At 71.9% G+C, this 20840-nt stretch carries 15 protein-coding genes; 6 read left to right on the forward strand and 9 right to left on the reverse strand.

All coding sequences use genetic code 11. The annotated features are described in order from the left end of the window. Positions 1-114 precede the first annotated feature (114 nt). Positions 115-2319, reverse strand: a complete 2205-nt coding sequence (locus VF584_04650) for a UvrD-helicase domain-containing protein (GenBank protein HEX8209459.1) — start codon at positions 2317-2319, stop codon at positions 115-117. A gap of 269 nt (positions 2320-2588) precedes the next feature. Between VF584_04650 and VF584_04655 the strand changes: the two genes are divergently transcribed. From VF584_04655 to VF584_04675, 5 genes are all read left to right on the forward strand, one after another. Further along, positions 2589-4187, forward strand: a complete 1599-nt coding sequence (locus tag VF584_04655) for a class I adenylate-forming enzyme family protein (GenBank protein HEX8209460.1) — start codon at positions 2589-2591, stop codon at positions 4185-4187. A gap of 128 nt (positions 4188-4315) precedes the next feature. Then, a complete protein-coding gene (locus VF584_04660) occupies positions 4316-7519 on the forward strand; it encodes an NYN domain-containing protein (GenBank protein HEX8209461.1) in 3204 nt (1067 codons plus the stop codon). Continuing rightward, positions 7519-8175, forward strand: a complete 657-nt coding sequence (locus VF584_04665; GenBank protein ID HEX8209462.1) for a DNA-3-methyladenine glycosylase — start codon at positions 7519-7521, stop codon at positions 8173-8175. The genes VF584_04660 and VF584_04665 overlap by 1 nt, the downstream gene beginning before the upstream one ends. Positions 8176-8393: 218 nt before the next feature. Continuing rightward, positions 8394-10835 carry a TonB-dependent receptor gene (locus tag VF584_04670; GenBank protein ID HEX8209463.1) on the forward strand — a complete coding sequence of 814 codons (2442 nt, stop codon included), beginning with the start codon at positions 8394-8396 and terminating at the stop codon, positions 10833-10835. 127 nt (positions 10836-10962) lie between these two features. Next, the gene (locus tag VF584_04675; GenBank protein ID HEX8209464.1) at positions 10963-11739 is read left to right on the forward strand and encodes an inositol monophosphatase family protein; all 777 of its coding nucleotides are present in this window, start codon (positions 10963-10965) and stop codon (positions 11737-11739) included. A 395-nt stretch (positions 11740-12134) separates the two neighbouring features. Here VF584_04675 and VF584_04680 read toward each other — a convergent pair whose 3' ends face one another. From VF584_04680 to VF584_04715, 8 genes are all read right to left on the reverse strand, one after another. Then, a complete protein-coding gene (locus VF584_04680) occupies positions 12135-12836 on the reverse strand; it encodes an ABC transporter ATP-binding protein (GenBank protein ID HEX8209465.1) in 702 nt (233 codons plus the stop codon). Beyond that, positions 12823-13788: a hypothetical protein gene (locus VF584_04685; protein ID HEX8209466.1), complete on the reverse strand. Its 966-nt coding sequence runs from the start codon at positions 13786-13788 to the stop codon at positions 12823-12825. Before VF584_04685 ends, VF584_04680 begins: the two co-directional genes overlap by 14 nt. Continuing rightward, complete coding sequence (gene glp, locus VF584_04690) at positions 13778-15088, reverse strand: gephyrin-like molybdotransferase Glp (GenBank protein ID HEX8209467.1); 1311 nt, start codon at positions 15086-15088, stop codon at positions 13778-13780. The genes VF584_04685 and glp overlap by 11 nt, the downstream gene beginning before the upstream one ends. Continuing rightward, entirely contained in the window at positions 15078-15635 is a 558-nt protein-coding gene (gene mobB, locus VF584_04695) for a molybdopterin-guanine dinucleotide biosynthesis protein B (GenBank protein HEX8209468.1), read from the reverse strand. The genes glp and mobB overlap by 11 nt, the downstream gene beginning before the upstream one ends. Next, positions 15622-16272, reverse strand: a complete 651-nt coding sequence (locus tag VF584_04700) for a molybdenum cofactor guanylyltransferase (protein HEX8209469.1) — start codon at positions 16270-16272, stop codon at positions 15622-15624. The genes mobB and VF584_04700 overlap by 14 nt, the downstream gene beginning before the upstream one ends. Beyond that, positions 16260-16616: a YraN family protein gene (locus VF584_04705; protein ID HEX8209470.1), complete on the reverse strand. Its 357-nt coding sequence runs from the start codon at positions 16614-16616 to the stop codon at positions 16260-16262. Before VF584_04705 ends, VF584_04700 begins: the two co-directional genes overlap by 13 nt. Continuing rightward, positions 16617-17663, reverse strand: coding sequence for a 3-deoxy-7-phosphoheptulonate synthase (gene aroF, locus VF584_04710; protein HEX8209471.1), 1047 nt, complete (start codon positions 17661-17663; stop codon positions 16617-16619). Between the two features lie 206 nt (positions 17664-17869). After that, entirely contained in the window at positions 17870-18898 is a 1029-nt protein-coding gene (locus VF584_04715; protein ID HEX8209472.1) for a hypothetical protein, read from the reverse strand. A 273-nt stretch (positions 18899-19171) separates the two neighbouring features. On the opposite strand from VF584_04715, the gene gpmI reads away from it, so the two are divergent. Next, the gene (gpmI, locus tag VF584_04720) at positions 19172-20764 is read left to right on the forward strand and encodes a 2,3-bisphosphoglycerate-independent phosphoglycerate mutase (protein ID HEX8209473.1); all 1593 of its coding nucleotides are present in this window, start codon (positions 19172-19174) and stop codon (positions 20762-20764) included. Positions 20765-20840: the final 76 nt, after the last annotated feature.

The following is a 20840-nucleotide window of genomic DNA, read 5'->3' on the forward strand; positions in this document are numbered from 1 at the left end:
AAGTCCGCCTGCGCGGACTCCGGGTTCAATGCCGCGTTTCTCGAGCCGGCTTCAGCCGCCTTCCCGTGGTTCCAGCCGGGGGCTTCAGCCCCCGGCGAACCCGGCACCCCCCCTTCACCCCCCCTGCGCCAGCATCTCCTTCATCCGCGCAAAGAAGTTCTCCTTCATCTCCTTGGCCTCCTCGGGGGCGAGGGAGGTGCGGGACTGGCCGGAGCGGTGCTCGATGAGATCGACGGGGATCTCCTTGAGGAAGCGCGAGGGCTGCCGCGGGATGGAGCCGCCGCGCTGCTGGCGGGTGGCGCAGCCGGAAAGGGTCAGGCGGTGCCGCGCGCGGGTGATCCCCACGTAGAAGAGGCGCCGCTCCTCCGCGATGGGGTCGATCCCGTTCTCGTCGGTCTCCTCGGTCACGGCCTGCACGCTGCGCGAGTGGGGGAGGATCTCCTCCTCGAGGCCGATGATGAAGACGTGGGTAAACTCCAGCCCCTTGGCCGCGTGCATCGACATCAGCGTGACGCGGTCCGGCTCGTCCTCCTCCTTGTCCTTTTTGTCGTCGTCCTCGCTGAGCGAGATGCGCTCCAGGAAGTCGCGCAGGGCGGGCGGGTTCCAGTCGTCCTCCTCGTCGGGGAGGGGCTGCGCGGTCCAGGTACGCTCCTCGTAGGTGCCGATGGAGGCGATGAAGTCGCGCAGGATTTCCACGCGCACCTCGGCGGCGCGCTCGCTCTTGGCGTTGTCGGCGCGCACGGCTTCTTCCAGGCGCAGGCGCTTGACGGCTTCCCGGGCGAAGCCGCAGAGGGTGCGCTCCTCCACCTGGCCGGCGGCGATGGCGGCCTCGGTGGCGCGGTACTCCACCTGCAGCTCCTCGATCGTCTCCACGAAGTGCTTCACCGGCTCGCGCTGCGCCCGGCTCACGGCCGCCACCTCGTCCACGTGCCGCATCGTCTCCCACAGCGAGCGGCGGGCGTCGCGCGCGTCCTCAACCAGCTTCATCAGCGTGGTGCGCCCGACGCCGCGCGTGGGGTAGTTGATGATGCGGCGGAGCGAAACCTCGTCGGCCGGGTTGATGATGACGCGCAGGTACGCCACCGCGTCCGCCACCTCCTTGCGGTCGAAGTAGCTCTGCCCGCCGATCACCCGGTAGGGGATGTTGGCCACCCGCAGCGCTTCCTCCACCGGCTTGGCCTGCAGGTTGGTGCGGTAGAGGACGGCGAAGTCGTTCCACTTGAGCTGCTCGTGCCATCGGCGCACGCCGATCTCGCGCGCCACCATCTCCGCTTCCAGCTCCTCGGCGGTGCGGGCGGCCTCGGTGAACTCCCACAGGTCCACCTTGGGGCCGGGGCCGTTCCCCGTGCGCAGCGTCTTCGCCTTGCGCGTGGCGTTGTTGGCGATGACGCCGTTGGCGGCCTCCAAAATGCGCTGCGTGGAGCGGTAGTTCTCCTCCATGATGACGACTTTGCACCCCGGGAACTGGCGCTCGAAGTCCAGGATGTTCCGCACGTCGGCGCCGCGCCAGGCGTAGATGGACTGGTCGTCGTCGCCCACCACGCACAGGTTCTTGAGGGGGCCGGCCAGCAGGCGCGCCATCTCCAGCTGCGCGCCGTTGGTGTCCTGGTACTCGTCGATCATGATGTAGCGCCATCGCTTCCAGCACCGCTCGCGCACCTCGGCGTCTTCCTGCAGCAGCTTCACGGGTAGCAGAAGCAGGTCGTCGAAGTCGCAGGCGCCGGCGGCACGCAGCGAAGCCTCGTAGCGCGGGTACACGGCGGCGGCGAGCACGGCGTAGTCGTCCGTGCGGTTCCCCTGGACCATCCCTTCGGACACTTCGCGCGCGGCGGTGGCGGGGTCCACCATGCGGTTCTTCCAGTCGCCGATCTGGAAGAGGATCTTCTTGGCGTCGTACACGTCCTCGCCCGCGGTGGCGACGACGTGCACCTCTTCGGCGATGATGCGCTTGACGATCTGCGCCTGGTCGCCGGTGGGGTAGATGGAGAAGTCCTTGGGGAGCCCGATGCGCGTGCCGTGCTCGCGCAGGAGGCGCGCGCCCAGCGAGTGGAAGGTGGAGAGGAGGACGCCCTTGGCCTCCTTGCCCACCAGCTTCGCCACGCGTTCCCGCATCTCCAGCGCGGCCTTGTTGGTGAAGGTGACGGCCAGGATGCTGCGCGGGTCCACCCCGGTGCGCAGCAGGTGCGCGATGCGGAAGACCAGCGTGCGCGTCTTGCCCGAGCCGGCGCCGGCCAGGATCAGGACGGGGCCCTGCGTGGCGAGCGCGGCTTCGCGCTGCTCTGGGTTGAGGTCGCGCAGGTAGTGCGGAACGTGCTGCAAACGGGGCCCTGCGGTGCGGGAATGAACTCCTGGCAACGGGGCGGGAAGATAACCCCGAACGGCCGTTTTACACAGAGACGCAGAGGGAAACGGAAAGGACGGGAAGGAGATTCGGAACCCCTCTCCTTTTCTTTCCGTTGCCTCTGTGTCTCTGTGCGAGGCATGCAGTTGCGGAGGTTGGACAGCGGTTTGACGCGAGCGGGGGCGGGCGTGTATGTTTGTCGCGTTCCGAACCCGGAACATGGCCGTTTCACCCGCACGGAGGATCCATGGCGCTACGCGACCGCTTCGGTGAGCTCACGGTGGCAGACAGCCTTGCGCTGCGAGCCCGCGAGAACCCGCAGCGGCCCTTTGTCGCCTTCGGAGACCGACGGCTCAGCTACGCGCAGGTGGACGCCGGCTCGGACGCGCTCGCGTCGGCCCTGCACGAGCTGGGGATCGAGGCGGGAGACCGCGTGGCCCTCACCCTGCCCAGCTGGCCCGAGTTCGTGGTCGCCATCTTCGCGGCGGCCAAGCTGGGCGCCGTCATCGTGCCGCTCAACCCCAAGTTCACCTCGCCGGAGCTGCAGTACATGCTGCGGCACTCGGAGACGGCCGCCGTCATCACGGCCGAGAACTGGGACGGGGTGGACTACCTGGCCCGCTTCGAGGGCTTCCTGGCCGCCCTGCCGGACCTGCAGTACGTGGTCTCGGTGGGGGAGGAAGACCTCTGGTACGACGACCGGATCCACCAGTTCGAGGACCTGGTGTCCAGCGGCGAGGGGCGGCCCTACCCGCGCCACGCGGGCACGGCGGACGAGCTGTTCGCCATCCTGTACACCAGCGGCACCATGGGGAAGCCCAAGGGGGTGAGCCTGTCGCACCGCAACCTCCTGGCGACCGCCGCGGCCACCGCGGACGTGATCGGGGTGGAAGAGGGCGACGTGGTGTTCGGCGTGGGCTCCGTCTTCAACGCCTTCGGGCTGGGGATGGGGGTGCTGGGGACGATGGCCGCCGGTGCGTCGCTGGTGCTGCAGGAGCGCGACGACCCGGAGGAGGCGCTGCGCCTGCTGGAGAGCGAGCGGGTGACGGTGTACCACGGCGTCCCCACCTCGTTCATCATGGCGATGCGCGAGCCCTCGCGGGGCGAGCGCGACCTGAGCACGCTGCGCACGGGCGTGGTGGCCGGGGCGCCGGTGATGGAAGAGGTGGTGGGGCGCATCCGCGGCCAGCTGGTGCCGGGGATCTGCGTGGGGTACGGCCTCACCGAGACGGGGACGCTGGTGAGCGTCACCCGCCCCGGCGACCCGCCCGCCAAGCAGCTCACCACCGTGGGGCGCCCGCTGGATGGCACGGAGGTCGTGATCCTGGACGTGGACGGCACCGTTCTCCCCGAAGAGTCGGTGGGGGAGATCGCGGTCCGCGGCCCGGGGGTGATGCAGGGGTACTACCGCCAGCCCGGCGAGACGGCCCAGGTGCTCACCGAAGGCGGCTTCTTCACCACCGGCGACCTGGGGATGCTGGACGAGGAGGGTTTCCTCCACATCCTGGGGCGGCGCAAGGAGATGATCATCCGCGGCGGGTTCAACGTGTACCCCCGCGAGGTGGAAGACCGGCTCCACGCCCACCCCGCCGTGCTGGACGTGGCGGTGGTCGGGCTCCCGGACGAGGTCTTCGGCGAAGTATCGTGCGCCTGTATCGTTCCCGTCGAGGGGGCGATCGTTACCGGCGGAGAGATCAAGGATTTCTGCCGTGAGGTGCTCGCGGACTACAAGGTCCCGGACCTGGTCCGCTTCCTCGACAGCTTTCCCATGACGGGGAGCGGCAAAGTGCGGCGCGTGGAGCTCGCGCGCATGATAAGCGCCGGCGAAAGCAGCCGACCACGATGAGCGCGCCGCACGCCGCCCCGTCGCCCTGAACCGACCTGGCCCCTCCCGCCGTCCCTCCGCGCCGCCCTTGAGCGCGCGGGTGCGAGGCGGAGGGGTCTCGTCGCATCAACGACGAACTGAACGAGAGCATGAACAATCCATACAACAGCTGGTCCCCGCAGGGACAGCCCATGCAGCCGCCCACGCGCAGCGCGGCGCTGCTGATCGACTTCGACAACGTGACCCTCGGCGCCCACGGCGACCTGGGGCGCGAGCTGCAGACCCTACTCAACAACGAGGTGTTCCGCGGCAAGATCGCGGTGCGCCGCGCCTACGGCGACTGGCGGCGGTACCCCAACTACGTGGTGCCGCTCACCGAGGCCAACATCGACATGATCTGGGCGCCCTCGTGGGGGTCGTCCAAGAAGAACACGACGGACCTGCGCATGGCGATGGACGCGATGGAGCTCTGCTTCACGCGGCCCGAGATGGGCACCTTCATCCTGCTGACCGGCGACTCCGACTTCTCGAGCTGCGTGATGAAGCTCAAGGAGTACGGCAAGTACGTGATCGGCGTGGGGATGAAGGAGTCGGCCAGCGACCTGATCGTCAAGAACTGCGACGAGTACTACTCGTACCACGCCCTCACCGGCCTGTCGCGCGCCAACATGGGCGAGGGGCCCACCGAGGACCCGTGGGTGCTGGTGGGCCGCGCGGCGCGCATGATGACCACGCGCGGCGACTCGATGCGTGTGGACCGCCTCAAGCAGGTGATGATCGAACTGGACCCCGGCTTCGACGAGAAGAACGCGGGCTTCGGCAAGTTCAGCAAGTTCGTGCAGCGCGCGGGAGAGCGCGGCCTGATCCGCCTGCGCCGCGACGACGCCGGGCAGTTCGAGGTGATCGCGGTGGAGGATGAAGGCACCGGCAGCGGATTCGCGTCGCCGGTGGCGCCGCCGCGCGACCGGGATCGCGAGCGTGACCGGGACCGCGTGCGCGGCCGTGGGCGCGACCGCGACCGTGGCCGGGGCCGCCCGGACCGCCCGCGCTTCGCCGACGCCCCCGCCGGAGACGCGGGTGCCGCGACGGACGAGCCGGATCTCGACTTCACGGTCGAAGTCCCGCGCCCGGCCGCCGCCGCCGAGGCGCCCCCGGTGGACCGCGCCGCGGAGCTGGATGCCGCTCCGCTTCCCCCGCGCGCCGCTCCCGCCGCGGAGGCCGCTCCTGCCGCCGCTCCAGCTGGGGGTCGTGGGCGGGGACGTGGCCGTGGCCGCGCCGCCGCTCCGGGGATCACGCCGCCGCTCCTTCCGGGGCAGGTGCTGGACCTGACCGAGGTCGCCGGTGCCCCCGCAGCTCCGGCTGCGGAGACGCCTGCTCCGGTCGCCGAGACCGCTGCCCCGGCGCCCGCCGCCGAGGCTGCTCCGCAAGCGCCGGCCGCTCCCCAGGCGCCGCGCGCGGAAGCTCCCGCCGCTGAGGCTGCCGCTCCCGCCGCGCGGGCCGAGGCTCCGGCGGCGGGCCGCGCCGCTGACCCGCTGCGCAACGCGTACTCGCTCCTCCAGCACGCCACGCGCGCGCTGGTCCGCGGCCCCGGCCAGGCCGCGCGCGACGGTGACGTCAAGCGCCGTATGATCGAGATGCAGGGGGATTTCGACGAGGCGCCGCTCGGCTTCAGCAAGTTCAGCCGCTTCCTGCGCCAGGCCCACGAAGACAACGTGATCGATCTGCGCAACGTGGCGGAAGGCCGCTACGAGGTGGCGCTCCCGGCCGGCGGCGGCCGTCTCCCGGCACCGGTGCTGACCGCGGCTGCCGAGGGCGTTGCTCCGGCGGCCGCCGCCGACACCGCCGCGGCTCCCGAGGCGGCTCCGGCCGGCCGCGGGCGCGGGCGGGGCCGTGGACGTGGCGCGGCGGCAGGTGCTCCGCCGCTCCTCCCCGGCCAGGTGCCGGGCGGGGACGCAGCCGCCGAGGCACCGGTGGCGCGCGTGGAAGAGGCACCGGCTCCCGCTCCGGCGGCGCCGGCACCCGCACCGGTCGCTGCCGAGCCGGCCGCACCGGCGCCCGCGCCCGCGGCTCCGGCCGAGGTGGCGGCGCGTGGTGGGGCGCGTGGACGTGGACGCGGGGGGCGTGGTGCGCCCTCCGGCCCGCCGCCGCTTCTTCCGGGGCAGGTGATCGACGTGGCAGGGCTGGCCACGGCCGCCCCGCAGCCCGAGCCCGCCCCGGCGGCCGAGGCTCCCGCGGCGCAGCCCGCCGCGGCCGGCTTCGAGTTCCCCACCGACCGCGACGGCGCGCTTGCGTACCTGGGCGCTTACAAGGGCGTGGGGCGCAAGACGGCCGAGGCGCTGGTGGACACCTTTGGCGAGAACGTCTTCCGCGCGCTCGAGGAAGATCCCGGCGCCGTCCGCCAGCTCCTGGGCGACCGCCGTTCGGGCACCGTGCTCGACCAGTTCGCCGCCGATCCCAACCGTGCGCAGGCCCCGGAGGCTCAGCCGGAAGCCGCGCACACGGACTCCCCGGAACCGGTCGCCGATACAACGGCTGCCGATACACCGAGTGCCGATACAACGTCTGCCGATGTATCGGCCGGCGAAGCATCGGCCGCCGCGGAGCCCACGGGCGACGAGGGCGGGGAGGAGGACGCCCGTCCCGCGCGCCGTTCGCGCGGACGCCGAGGTGGACGCGGGCGTGGGCGCGCCGCGGGCGAGGAGAGCGTCGCCGCGCTGGCGGAGGAGTACCTCGGCGACACCGACCCCACGCTGGTGGGCGACGTGACCGCTACGGTGGTTCCCGGCGAGACCGCCGCGGAGACGCCTGCGGCGCTCGCCGAAGAGGTGATCGGCGACACCGACCCCACGCTGGTGGGCGAGGCGGTGACCGACCTGGAGCCCGCGCCGCCCGTCCGTGCCCGTCGCGGCCGGGGCCGGGGCCGTGCGCGCGTGGACGAGGCGCTCAGCCCCGCCGCGCTCGCCGACGAGGTGGTGGGCGACACCGATCCCACGCTGCTGGGCACGGCGGTGGTCACGGAGGATGCACCCGTGGTCGACGCGGCGGAACCGGCGCCGCGCCGCCGGGGCCGAGGCCGTGCGCGCGCCGCCGAAGCCGCTCCGGCGGCCGAGGCACCCGCTCCGGCCGCGGAGGCTCCCGCGCCGCCGGCGAAAGCCGTGAAGGCACCCGCGGCTAAGCGCGGTCGTGGGCGGCCCCGTGCCGCGGCCGCTCCGCCTCCGGGTGAAGCGCCCGCGCCGGAGGCTCCGGCGCCCACTCCTCCCGCGCCCGAGGGTGACGCCGCCGCGCGTCGTGGGCGCCGGGGCGGGCGGGGGCGTGGCCGTGCGCGTGGCGGCAACGGCACGCCGGCGGAGTGATGCACGACGGCATTGAACGGAGCGCCGCGTCCGGGTCCGCCCGGGCGCGGCGCTCCGCCGTTGTGGAGCCGGCGCCGCTCCCCCTCTCCTTCTACGACCGCCCCGCCGGCGTCGTCGCGCGCGAGATGCTGGGCGCGCTGATCGTGTCGGAGGTGGGAGGGCGGCGCGTGGCGGGGGAGATCGTGGAGACGGAGGCGTACACCGGGCCGGACGACGAGGCCTCGCACGCGCACATCCGCTTCGGGCGCACGGAGCGCAACGACCCGATGTTCGGGCGCGCCGGCACCGCGTACGTGTACCTGATCTACGGGATGCACTGGTGCATCAACGTAGCGACGGGCGCGGAAGGCTTCCCCGCAGCGGTGCTGATCCGCGCCGCGCGTCCAGTGGAGGGGATCGACGTCGCCCGCGAGCGGCGCCCCGGCCGGCCCGACCACGAGCTGATGCGCGGTCCGGGCAACCTGGCCCGCGCCCTCGCCATCGACCGCGCGCAGAACCGCGGGCTGGTGGACGGTCCGCCCCTCTGGTTCGCCCCCGGCGCATCCATCCCGGATGCCGAGGTGGCGGCGGGCCCGCGCATCGGGATCAAGCGCGCCGCGGATGCGCCGCTGCGGTTCTGGGTGCGCGGGAGCATCTGGGTTTCGGGGAAGCGATAAGATGACGGTATCGTTAGGGCGGCGGCCGAGAGCTTCTGCCCGGCGTTCCAACCTTGTACCGTCACCCGCTGTCCCATCCGCCGTAGGGGCGTGATTCATCACGCCCCTACGGGCGATCGGTATCGCACGAGGCGGCATAATCCGGACATCTCATTCGTTGGAACTCCCCCAGCGGCGCAATCTCTTTCCGCCGCACCCCCGAACGCACCCGATCCACCATGAAAATCCTCGTTCGGCTGATGATCCCGGCTCTGCTCGCGCTGGCGGCCAGCGCTTCGGCGCAGGAGCGCCCCGTGGCCGGCATCCAGGGGCGCGTGGTGGCGGCGGAGACGTCGCGGCCGCTGGCGGGGGTGGCGGTCGTGGCGCGGCTGCCGGCGGACACGGCGGCGGTGGGGCGTGGCGTGGCCGGAGCGGACGGGCGCTACCGGATCACGGGGCTCGCGCCGGGGAGCTACGTGGTGCGCGCCACCCACACCGGCCGCCAGACCACGCAGTCGGAGCCGGTCGTCGTCTCCGCGGGATTGGCGGACGCGGGCGACCTGAAGATGGCCGCCGTGGTGGCGCTGGAGGGGCTGCAGGTGCGTGCCGAGCGGCCTCCCGTGGTCCACGCCGAGGACCGCAACGTGTACAGCGTCAGGGACATGCCCGCGGCGGTCGGCGGCGCGGCGGACGTGATGCGCACGCTGCCCGAGCTGGAAGTGGACCTCAACGGCAACATCAAGATGGTGGGGAACCGCCCCGTCACCATCCACATCAACGGCCGCCCCTCCCCCCTGCGCGGCGAGGCGCTCACCGAGTTCATCCGCAACCTCCCCGCGGACCGCATCGACCGCATCGAAGTGATACCCAACCCCTCCGTGCGCTTCGAGGGCGGCGACGGGGCCATCGTCAACATCGTGCTGCGCAAGGGCGTGGAGCTGGGGCTGGGCGGGAGCGTGTCGCTGAACGCCGCCACCCGTGGCGGCAACGGCCTCTCGGGGCAGATCGCCTACCAGCGCGGCAAGCTGACGCTGTTCGGCGGCGGGTCCAGCCGGCTGATGAACTACGACGACGCGTCGCGCGAGCTGCGGCAGAACCTCCTCGCCACGCCCGTCACCTTCCTGGACCAGGACCGGCGCGGCTCCGGCGACAACTTCCACGGAAGCGCGGACCTGACGGCCGAGCTCACCGTGGGGCCCATCGAGACGCTCTGGGCCTCCGCCAGCACGTACCTGGGAGGGTGGGGCAACGAGAGCTTCTCGCACAACCAGATCCTGGACGCGGACAGCACCCCCACGCGCATCTACGACCGGGTGGGCGACTACGAGAGCGACTTCCTGGCGACGGACCTGGGGTTGGGCTTCCGGCGCATCGTGGAGGCGCAGCGGCACGAGCTCTCGATCGAAGTGCGCAGGAGCGGGTCCGGCGACGAGAGCAGCGGGCGCGTGGAGGAGATCACCACCATGCGCGCGGTGGAGACCGGCGACCCCCTCTCCGAGCTGCGCCTGACGGGCGGCGGCGAGGACCGCACGAGCCTCACCGCCAAGGCGGACTACATGCGCCCGCTGCCGGGGAAGGGCGGCCGCCTGGAGATGGGGGTGCGCACCAGCCTCGAAGACCAGGCGAACGAGCAGACGATGCGCCACTTCGCCCCCTTCGATGCGGGCGATCCGCGCCAGGTGACGGACGTGTCGTACACCTTTGGGCAGGCGCAGCACTCGGCCTACACCAACGTGAGCCACAAAATCGGGCGCCTCTCGCTGCAGGGCGGCCTCCGCGCGGAGATGACGAGCCTGGATCTGGCGCCGCGGCTGGAGAACGCGCAGCCGGGCTTCGAGCGCGACTTCTTCTCCCTCCTCCCCAGCGCCAACCTGAGCTTCGAATTCAAGCCGGGGCGCACGATGCGGGTCAACTACTCCCGCCGGGAGCGCCGGCCCTGGATCTGGGACCTCAACCCGTACGTCACGCAGAGCGATCCGCTGAACGTGCGCCTGGGGAACCCCGACTTGGAGCCCGCCGCCACCCACTCGCTCGGCGGCGACCTGAGCTGGCGCACGCGCGTGGCCACGCTGCGCCTGGCGCCGTACTTCCGCCGCACCAGCAACGAAGTGGAGTACATCCGCACGGTGAGCGCCGCGGGGGTGTCCACGACGATCCCGCAGAACCTCGCCGTCGTGGAGACCTACGGCGGCAGCCTCAACGCGTCGCTGACGCCGGCGCGCTGGGGGAACGCGTCGGCCTCGGTGGGCGCGAGCCACGACGAGCGCGATGCCGGTGCCCTGGGGAGCGCCTATTCGCGGAGCGGGAGCAACTACTTCTTCACCGCCAACTCCACCCTGCAGCCGGGGCGCGGGTGGGGGATCCAGGCCTCGGTGCGGGTCAACTCGGCGCGCGAGTCGGTGCAGGGGCGCTATTCCTCGACGCCGTGGACGGAGCTGGGCGTCCGCAAGGAGCTGTTCAACCGCAAGGCGTCGATGAACATCCGGTTCGCGGACCCGTTCGACATCTACCGCACGCGGTTCACCTCGCGCGATCCCAGCTTCGCGGGAACTTCGCAGAGCCGCTCCTCGTGGGGCGGGCGCAGTGCTAGCCTGAGCCTCACCTACCGCTTCGGCAAGCCACCGGAGCGCAAGAGCACGCAAACGGACGGTCCGCCGACGGGTGGCGGCGGACCTCCCTGAACGGATTGGGCTCACACAGAGACACGGAGGCACAGAGAGAGGTCATCTCTGTGCCTCGTCTTTTGCGTGGTCCACTGCTACTGTGTACGCCCCGCGCATTCCAGCACCTGAACTCGGCACCGATCGAATGAAAGACCGCGACAACCTGATGGACTTCGCCGTACGCACCGCGACCGGCGCGGGGGAGATCACGCTGGAGCACTACGGGCGCGCCGCCGTCGAGTTCAAGGGCGACGGGAGCGAGGTGACGATCGCGGACCGCGCGGCGGAGGAGTTCATCCGCGCCGCCCTGCGCGACGCCTTCCCCGACGACGGCATCGTGGGCGAGGAGGGGGAGGACGTGCCCTCGAAGAGCGGGCGCCGGTGGATCGTGGATCCCATCGACGGCACTCGCTCGTTCAGCTCCGCCGTGCCGCTCTACGCCGTGCTGATCGCGCTGGAGGAGGAGGGCGTGCCGACGCTGGGCTGCTGCCACTTCCCCGTCCTTAAGGAGACGCTCGTCGCCTCGGACGGCGCCGGGGCGTGGCTGAACGGCCGCCCCGCCCGCGTCTCCGAGTGCGACGACCTGAGCGACGCGCGGCTCGTGACGAGCGGCTACGAGTACTGGCGCGACCGCTCTACAGACGAGGATCGCGCCGGCTTCAACCGCCTGCTGCGCGCCACCCGCTTCGCCCGCACCTGGGGCGACGGCTACGGCTACTTCCTGGTGGCCACGGGTCGCGTGGACCTCCTCTGCGACCCCATCTCCGGCTCGTACTGGGACTACGCGCCCATGAACGCCATCCTGCGCGAGTCCGGCGGCCGCTACACCCAGTTCGACGGCTCCCCAGTCGGCGCCTGGACCCAGGCGCTCGCCACCAACGGGCGGCTGCACACGGCGGCGGCGGGGGTGCTGCGGGGGTAGGGGATTGATCATGCTCAGGCAGGCCGGGCGAGTGAACTCGCTGCAACGACAGCACAAAGTCCGCCTGCGCGGACTCGGGGGGTGGGATTCGTCTGTGTGGCGGGATGGGGGCGCCGCCGCCGCACCGTAGGGGCGCGATTCATCGCGCCCGCCCTCTCCCCCACGCCGACCCCCGCCCTCCACACCGATCCCGTAGGGGCAGACCCACGTGTCTGCCCGTGTCCCGATCATGCGCCGCAGCCCCGCTCCAGGCGCCAATGAATTCGCCGCTGGAACCGCGCGAAGTCCGCCTCCGCGGACTGGCAGCGGCCCGCGAGCCCACTTCAGTGGGCTTCCCGTAGTTCCAGCCGGGGGCTTTAGCCCCCGGTGTTCGCGGGACCGACCCCCGCCCACCCTCACCCGCCGCGATCCACCAGCCTCCGCACCAGCTCCAGCTTTCCGGCAACCTCCCCATCCAGCAGGTGCGCCTCGATCCCATCGAACTCGCCCGCGCGAAAGGTGCGCTCGATTCGCCCCGCCGACAGCAGGTGCACGGCGTCGCAGCCGGTGGTGAGCGAGGCGAGGATGTGCGAGGTGAGGAGCACCGTGTGCCCCGCGTCCGCCAGCTCGCGGAAGAGGCGGGTGAGGATCTGGTTCGTCTCCAGGTCCAGCCCGTTGAACGGCTCGTCCAGGATGAGCACCGGCCGGCCCAGGCTCAGCACCCCAAGCAGCGCCAGCTTCTTGCGCATCCCCAGCGAGTACGTCTCCACCAGCCGGTCGAGCGGGAGGTCGAAGACGCGGTTCCACTCCGCCACGTCGAAGCCGGCGTCGCCCCCGCGAAAGACGCCCAGGTACTCCCGCCCCGTGATCTTCGGATAGAAGAAGCTCTGCGCGGGAAGGTAGCCCACCACCTCGCGGCTGCGCAGCGGCTCGCCACGAAAGCGGATCACGCCGCCGCTCGGGCGCACGAAGCCGTAGAGCGCGTCCAGCAGCGTCGTCTTCCCCGCGCCGTTGCGGCCGGCGAGCCCGTGCACCTGCCCGCCATCCACCACGAGGTCGACGCCGTTCAGCACGGGCGTCGACCCATAGCGCACGGTCAGCTTCTCAATCGAGATCATTGAGGTAGGCGCCGAGGTTGACCACACCGATCCGCCAGAACCGGAACAGCAGGAACGCCGCCACCGGCGGCAGTGCCAGCGACGCCGTGAGCACCAGCACCGCGAGCGGACCGACCACGGCCGCCCGCCCTCCCTCGCGGTACACGGCGTACTTGGTGAGGACGGCCCCCGCGACGATCGCGGCGCTCCCCGCGAGCACCAGCGCCAGCACGCCGGCGAGCGCGGGGTGCCGCACGATGAACAGCGCGACGAGCGGCAGGCAAAGCGCCGCGTAGAGCGCGAGGCCCTGCGTCACCTTGAAGCGCAGAAGCTCCGCCGGCCGCCTCCGGAACGCCTCCAGCAGCTCGTGCCCTTCGCCGTCCAGGTAGAACAACGAGACGCACCAGGCGAGCAGTACGATCCCGCCGAGCGCGACGGCCGGGTAGGCGGAAAGCGCCGCGGCAGCCAGGTAGACGACAGAGATTCCGCCGCCGTAGCGCCTCACCCCCGACGTCCACTCGAACGCGCGGGCGGGGAGGGGAAGCCCCTGCACCGGACGGTTCCGGCTCCAAGTTAGCAGCCGCTCGACTCCTCCGGCTGGCATCCACGCAAAGAGCAGCGGAGCCCCCGCGCTCGCGGCCAGGACGGCTGGCACGGGTGCAATCGCGCCAAGGAGCCAGAAGGCGAGTGAGAGGGTGGCGTACTCCAGCAGATAGGTGCGCTGCGGGCTTCGGCCTGCGAGCCTCAGGAAGCGCGCATCCTGGCGGCCGGTGTGTACGAGGGCGAGGAGGACGATCTGCGCCGCAAGGATGGCGCGGGAGCCTTGCGCGCTTCCCATCCACCCCCAGAGCCGGTAGCCGCCCATCGCGAGCAGGAGCGCGAAGAGGAGCGCCGTTCCCGGTTCCGCGCGCGCGAGGCCGGCCACCGCCCGCCGCAGGGTGCGGGCACGCAGGACGAGGATGTCAGCAATCATCGTCGTTGAACGGCGGCTCCTCCACCAGCGGCGCCCCCCCGATCCAGACGACGCGCACCATGTGGCCGGCGCGAGGGCCAGGGCCGGGTGGGATCAGCGCGAGGCCGTCCGCCGCGGCGAGGGAGCTGGAGACGCCGGAGCTCTGCGAGCCCGTGAGGCGCGCGACCCAGGTGGTGTCCGCCTCCCGCCGGAGCGAGACGCGGGGGAAGTGCATCAGCTCGCCGCGCATGGGGTAGGCGTCGCGCAGCACCGCGTACCGCGTGGGCGAGTGGATGCGTATGCGGCCGCACATGCGCATGAGGGCGGGGCGCACGAAGAGCTCGAACGTGACGCCGGTGGAGACCGGGTTGCCCGGCAGCCCGAACCAGGGGATCCCGCCGAGCGCACCCACCCGCCCGAAGGCCATCGCCGAGCCGGGGCGGATGCGCACGCGCCAGAACTCCACCTCCGTGTCCAGCTCCGCCATCACGCGCCGCACGTGGTCGTGCTCGCCCACGCTGATGCCGGCGGTGGTGATGACGGCGTCGCATCCGCGCGCGCGCTCCAGGTGCTCGCGCAGCCCGGCGGGCGCGTCCGGCGCGATGCCGAGGACGCGCGCCTCCATCCCCGCCTCCGCGAGGGCGGCGGCGAGCGAGTAGCTGTTGGAGGATACGATGCGCCGCCCGGCCTCCACCTCCGCGAACTCCTCCACCGGCACCAGCTCGTCGCCCGAGGCGAGCACGGCGACGACGGGGCGCCGCACCACCCGCAGCCGCGCGCGGCCCAGCGACGCGGCCACGCCGATCTCCGCCGCGCGCAGCACGGCCCCGGCGCGCAGCACCACCGAGCCCCGCCGCACGTCCTCGCCGCGGGGGCGAACGTTGCGCCCCGCATCCGCATCGGAGAGGATGGCGACGCGGCCCTCCGCCGTCCCGATCCCGGAGCCGCCGTCGGTGTGCTCCACGCGGATCACGCCGTCCGCGCCGTCGGGTACGGGCGCGCCGGTCATGATGCGGATCGCCTCACCCGGTCCGACGGGGTGCGCGGCAAAGCGGCCGGCTGGGACGTCATCGACGACGCGCAGCACCACCGGGCGCGCGGACGATGCGCCGCGCACGTCCTCCGCGCGCACCGCGAATCCATCCATCGCGCTGTTGTCCCACGGCGGCAGGTCGACGGTGGACGACACGTCCTCCGCCAGCACGTAGCCGAGCGCGTCGAGCAGCGGCCGCTCCTCCGCCTCCAGCGGCGCCACCCCCCCGAGGATCGCCCGCAGCGCCTCCGCTGCGGAGAGCCAGTCCGCCGCCCGCTCAGCGCTCATGGCCGATCACGCTGCGTTCGATCAACCGCGCCACCGCGTCCACGTGCGTCCCCACGTGGTCGAGCGGGATGACGGCGGAGCCGGCCGAGGCGGCGCGCATCTCCAGCTCCAGGTCGTCGGTGACGAAGGCGAGCACGTCGGGACTGCCCGGCTCGTGGACCGGGTGCGCGTGCACGCCGCGGCGAAAGATCTCGATTTTCGGAAGCGGACGGTGCTTGAAGCCTTCCACCAGCACCACGTCGTAGCCGCGCCCCGCGTAGAAGTCGCGGATGAGCTGCGCGGGGTCGGGCTCGCCGTCGATGCGCATCGTCAGCGCCACCTTGCCGGAGCCGCACATGATGCTGGCCTCGGCCTCGCCCTCGTTGAAGTGGCGCCAGCTGTCGCGGCCGGGCTCGTCGGACTCGAAGGCGTGGTGGCCGTGCTTGATGGTGGCCACGCGGTAGCCGGCGCGCTTCAGCCGGGCCGCGAGCGCGACCACGAGCGTCGTCTTGCCGCTGTTCTTCTTCCCGACGATGGCGACGGCGGGGGGGATCTCAGGCCGGGACATCGGCCGCGATTCGTTCGGCAAGCTCGTGGTCCGCGGGGGTGTTGACGTTGAGGAAGAGGACCTCCGGATCACCAAACCGCTCCACCTCCGCCAGCGGCACGCGCTCGGCGGGAAAGCGCTTCAGGAGCGGGTGCAGCGCCCACGACCCCTCCGCGATCATCCGCTCCGCGGTGGAGAGGCACTCCACCGGATACCACGCGCAGAGCGGCTCCACCCCGCGCCGCCCCCGGCTCTCCGGCACGACGATCGCGGGCCGCGCACCCTCCGCGATCCGCCGCAGCAGCGCCGCCGGCACAAAAGGCATGTCGCACGCCACGCACAGCGCGCCCGCGCAGCGCCGCTCCGCCGCCCACCTCACCGCCGCGACGATCCCCGCCAGCGGCCCGACGCCGGCCACATCATCCGCCCGCCGCTCCACCCCGAGATCCGCGAACAGGGAAGCATCGTTCGCGATCACCACCACCTCCGCCCCCGCATCCAGCAAAGCATCGCGCACCCGCTCCACGATCCGTCGCCCGCCCACCTCCGCGAGCGCCTTTGGCGCCCCGAACCTCCGGCTCGCCCCGCCCGCCAGGATCGCCCCGAGGAACGATTCCCCCTTCCCCATTCCCCATTCCCCGCCGTTCACATCCGCCACGCATCCTCCACGTGCTCCACCTCCGGCTCACTGCCGCGCACCAGCACGGCCACGGCGTCGAAGCGGTACACGTCGCCGTCCGCGCCGAAGCGCTCGATCCAGGCACCCGCGACCTGGGCGATCTCGCGGCGCTTCTTTGCCGTGATGGACTCCAGCGGGTGTCCGTAGCCGAGCCCGGCGCGCGTCTTCACCTCCACGAACGCGACGACCTCGCCGCGGCGCGCGACGAGGTCGATCTCCTTGTGCCCCAGCCGGAAGTTGCGGTGCGTCACCGTCCAGCCGGCGCGGGCCAGGTGGAGCGCCGCGATCTCCTCGCCGCGGTCGCCCAGGGGCTTGTTGGACAACTAGCGCGCGGGCGCCGCCGCCAGCGGCTCCGCCATCTCCCGCCCGATCGCCTCGGCGATGGTGCCGATCTGGTCCATCAGCGTGTCGAACTGGTCCGGGAAGAGCGACTGCGCCCCGTCGGACATGGCGCGCTCCGGGTCCGGGTGCACCTCGATCATCAGCCCGTCCGCCCCGGCGGCGACGGCGGCGCGCGCCATGGGGATCACCTTGGCGCGCAGCCCCGTGCCGTGGCTGGGATCGGCGATGATGGGGAGGTGCGAGAGCGACTTCACCACCGGAATGGCGGTGAGGTCCAGCAGGTTGCGCGTGTGCGTGTCGAAGCCCTTCACCCCGCGCTCGCACAGGATCACCTTGCCGTTCCCCTCGGCAAGGATGTACTCCGCCGACATCAGCAGGTCCTTGACCGTGGCCGCCATGCCGCGCTTCAGCAGGATCGGCTTGCCGGACCTGCCGGCGCGGCGCAGCAGCGAGAAGTTCTGCATGTTGCGCGCGCCGATCTGGATGATGTCCGCGTGCTCGGCCACCAGATCCAGGCTCTCGGGGTCCACCGCCTCGGTTACGATCGCCATCCCCGTCTCCTCGCGGGCGCGGGCCAGCAGGCGCAGCCCCGGCTCGCCGAGCCCCTGGAAGGCGTACGGCGAGGTGCGCGGCTTGAAGGCGCCGGCGCGCAGGATGGTGGCTCCCGCCGCGCTGAGCCGGCGCGCGACGCCCAGGATCTGCGCCTCGCTCTCCACGGCGCACGGCCCGGCCATCACCACCACCTCGTTGCCGCCGATGCGGGTGCCGTTGTCCAGCGTGATGATGGTGTTCTCCTCCCGCCACTCGCGCGAGACCTGCTTGTACGGCTGCGAGACGTGGATCACCTCCATCACGCCCGAGAGCGACTCCAGCCGGTCCGCGTTGACCTTGCCGTCGTTCCCCACCAGGCCGATGGCGGTGCGCTGCTTGCCGGGCATGGGGCGGGCCTCGTAGCCCATCTCTTCCATCGTATTGACGACGCCCTGGATGTCCTCGGGGGTCGCATCGTGTCTCATCACGACCAGCATGGCCGGCTCGTCAGTTCGGGTTGCTTCGCTCGCTTCACTTCCGCACGCAATCTACCCGCGCCGCGACCGAACGTCCACCGGCAGGAGGAACGTAAAACAGATGGCCTCACACAGAGCCACAGAGGAAACAGAAAGAACACCGGGAGAGGTTCTCCGTGTTCTTGCTTTCCCCTCTGTGTCTCTGTGCGAGGCTTTTCGCCGCGTGGCTACCAGCGCGAAAAGGTGCCGCGCGCGTCGATGTGGATGAAGGGGCCGTGGGCGCCGTTGTCCGGGTACACGCCCGCGCCGCCCTTGAGCTCGGGGAAGCGCTCCTCCACGCGGTCCACGGCGCGGCGAATCACCATCACGTCGTCCGTGTCGCGGCGGCCGTCGCCGTTCAGGTCGTCCATGTAGCCGTCGCGGTCGTTGTCGATCCACATGTCCGACGCGTCGCCGTAGGTGTGGCGGCTGAGGAGGGCACGCCCCTGTTCGAGGCCCTGAACGTTGTACGCGGGGGTGCGGAAGCCGCTCATCACCGCAACGTTCTCCGCGCGCACGCCCATGGCGTTCAGCTCCTGCAGCACCAGCTCCAGCTTGTCTATGAGGCGCATGTCCAGCGCGAGGTACTTGGGCCACACGCCGAACTGGTCCTTGGTGAGGAAGTTCCGCAGGCGGAAGTGCGTCGATACCTGGAGGTCCTGGTTCTCGGGCGTCACCTCGATGAAGCCCGACGGCGGCGCGTACGCGTCCACGATCCCGTCCGTCTCCGTCTCGTACGCGCCAATGCGGTAGCCGTTCAGGTAGCCGCCGCGCTTTTCGGAGAAGGGGACCAGGGTGATGACCTGCAGCTCGTTCATCACCTGCTGGATGCCCGGCGCGCTCAGCGACAGCCGGTAGATGCCGGGATCGGCGGGGGCCACCAGGCCGGTCGCCAGCTTCGCCTCGCCGCCCAGAATGCCGCTGCGCACCGGGGTCACCGGGAGCCAGCGGTAGGCGGCCTCGGGCGCGGGCTCCGCGGTCCATTCGATAGGGAGGCTCAGCGGCCGGCGCGGGTCCGTCGTCACCACCCGCAGCGCACCGCTGCGCCCGAACGCCCGCTGCCCCAGCCGCACGGCGGCGTCCGGATCGGGACGCGTGGCGGCCTCGCTGCTCCAGGTGACTGGCGCAAGCGAGCGCGCCGGGGGCGACATCCCCAGCGCGGCGACGGCTGCCGCAATGGCGGCGGGGGCGGCGAGGGCACGGACCGGAACGGGCATGGAAGCTCCTGGCGGCGGGTCGTTCGGGATCGGGCGGCCGGGATTGCGGCCACGGCTCCGGGACGGCTCGTGCGCCGTCCTGGGGACCGCTCTGCTCGATCGGGGGATGGTCAGCGGCGGATGCGCGGAGTGCGAACGCGGGGATGGAGCGGGTGCGGGCCGGAGGCGATCCGCCGGGGTGGCGGACGCGGCCGGGCGCGGAGTAGATTCGGCTATCCAGACGGGATGGAGACAAAGGTAGGCAGTCTCCACCCCGCCCGTCAAGCCAACCGTATGTTCCCGGCCCACATGCGCGACCCGAGCGACCTCTCCGCACACCATCCCCGCGCCGCCCTGGTGATCCTGGACGGGTGGGGGCTGCGCGAGCCCGCGGACGACAACGCGGTTACGGTGGCGAACGCCCCCACCTGGCGCCACCTGTGGGAGGAGGGCGGCTACCCGCGCGCCCGCCTCACCACGCACGGCCCGGCCGTGGGGCTGCCGCCGGGGCAGATGGGGAACAGCGAGGTCGGCCACCTGAACCTGGGCGCCGGCCGCGTCGTCATGCAGTCGCTCCAGCGCATCGCCACCTCCATCGAGACGGGGGAGTTCGCGGCCAACGAGGCGTTCCTCCAGGTGATCCGCGGGGTCAAGGAGCGCGGCGCCACCCTGCACCTGATCGGCCTCATCGGCCCCGGCGGGGTGCACGCGGTGGACGAGCACCTGCTGGCCCTCTGCGAGCTGGCGGACCGCGAGCAGGTGCCCAACGTGCGCGTCCACGTCTTCCTGGACGGCCGCGACACGCCGCCGCGCTCGGGGCGCGACTACCTGACGGAGCTCTTTGGAAGGGCGGGGGAGCGGGGCGGGTGCCGCGTGGCTACGCTCTGCGGCCGCTACTGGGCGATGGACCGCGACCGCCGCTGGGACCGCGTGGAGCGTGCGTACCGCGCGATGGTGTACGGCGAGGGCCTCCCCATCCACGACCCCATCGAGGCCATCGAGGACGCGTACGAAACGGGCGAGACGGACGAGTTCGTGAACCCGCGCGTGCTGGTGGATGCCTCCGGCGCGCCCGCGGGCCTGATGCGCGACGGCGACGGCGCCATCTTCTTCAACTTCCGCGCGGACCGCGCCCGCCAGCTCTCCCGCGCCCTCGCCGACCCCGGCTTCACGGAGTTCGACCGCGGCCCGGGCGCGCCGCGCATCGAGCTCGTCACCATGACGCAGTACGACGGGGATTTCCCGTTCCCCGCCGCCTTCCCCCCGCAGCCGTTGCAGGACAAGCTGAGCGACGTGCTGGCGGCGCACGGCCTGGCCTCCTTTCGCACCGCGGAGACGGAGAAGTACCCGCACGTCACCTACTTCTTCAACGGCGGCGTGGAAGACCCCCCCGCCGGCGAGGACCGCCGCCTGGTGCAGTCCCCCGGCGTAGCCACCTACGACCTGCAGCCGGAGATGAGCGAGCCGGAGGTGGCGCGCGGTCTGGTGGAGGCGATCCGGTCGCAGAAGTACGACGTGCTGGTGTGCAACTTCGCCAATCCTGACATGGTGGGGCACACGGGGGTGATGGAGGCCGCGGTGCGCGCCGTGGAGGCGGTGGACGAGGGCCTGGGCCAGGTGCTCGCCGCCTGCCGCGAGACGGGCACTACGCTCCTCATGACCGCCGACCATGGCAACTGCGAGCAGATGTGGGACCCCACCACCAACGGCCCGCACACCGCGCACACCACCAACCCGGTCGGCATCATCCTGGTGGAGCCGGAGGGCCGCCGCACCGCCACCGCCCTCCACGACGGCGCCCTGTGCGACGTAGCGCCCACGATCCTCGGCCTCATCGGCGTCCCGCAGCCACCGGCGATGACGGGCAAAGACTTGCGGGAACGCTAGCGCGCCAAAAGACGAACAGCGGTCTCACACGGAGACACAGAGGCAACGAAAAGAACCACAAAGAGGGTTCTCTGTG

This window comes from Longimicrobium sp., assembly GCA_036389135.1.
Taxonomy (GTDB): domain Bacteria; phylum Gemmatimonadota; class Gemmatimonadetes; order Longimicrobiales; family Longimicrobiaceae; genus Longimicrobium.

Excerpts from the sequence above, each read along its gene's own strand:
- VF584_04655 (HEX8209460.1), top strand. The coding sequence starts at position 2,589 with ATGGCGCTACGCGACCGCTTCGGTGAGCTCACGGTGGCAGACAGCCTT.
- VF584_04660 (HEX8209461.1), top strand. The coding sequence starts at position 4,316 with ATGAACAATCCATACAACAGCTGGTCCCCGCAGGGACAGCCCATGCAG.
- VF584_04665 (HEX8209462.1), top strand. The coding sequence starts at position 7,519 with ATGCACGACGGCATTGAACGGAGCGCCGCGTCCGGGTCCGCCCGGGCG.
- VF584_04670 (HEX8209463.1), top strand. The coding sequence starts at position 8,394 with ATGAAAATCCTCGTTCGGCTGATGATCCCGGCTCTGCTCGCGCTGGCG.
- VF584_04675 (HEX8209464.1), top strand. The coding sequence starts at position 10,963 with ATGAAAGACCGCGACAACCTGATGGACTTCGCCGTACGCACCGCGACC.
- VF584_04680 (HEX8209465.1), bottom strand. The coding sequence starts at position 12,836 with ATGATCTCGATTGAGAAGCTGACCGTGCGCTATGGGTCGACGCCCGTG.
- VF584_04685 (HEX8209466.1), bottom strand. The coding sequence starts at position 13,788 with ATGATTGCTGACATCCTCGTCCTGCGTGCCCGCACCCTGCGGCGGGCG.
- glp (HEX8209467.1), bottom strand. The coding sequence starts at position 15,088 with ATGAGCGCTGAGCGGGCGGCGGACTGGCTCTCCGCAGCGGAGGCGCTG.
- mobB (HEX8209468.1), bottom strand. The coding sequence starts at position 15,635 with ATGTCCCGGCCTGAGATCCCCCCCGCCGTCGCCATCGTCGGGAAGAAG.
- aroF (HEX8209471.1), bottom strand. The coding sequence starts at position 17,663 with ATGCTGGTCGTGATGAGACACGATGCGACCCCCGAGGACATCCAGGGC.
- VF584_04715 (HEX8209472.1), bottom strand. The coding sequence starts at position 18,898 with ATGCCCGTTCCGGTCCGTGCCCTCGCCGCCCCCGCCGCCATTGCGGCA.
- gpmI (HEX8209473.1), top strand. The coding sequence starts at position 19,172 with ATGTTCCCGGCCCACATGCGCGACCCGAGCGACCTCTCCGCACACCAT.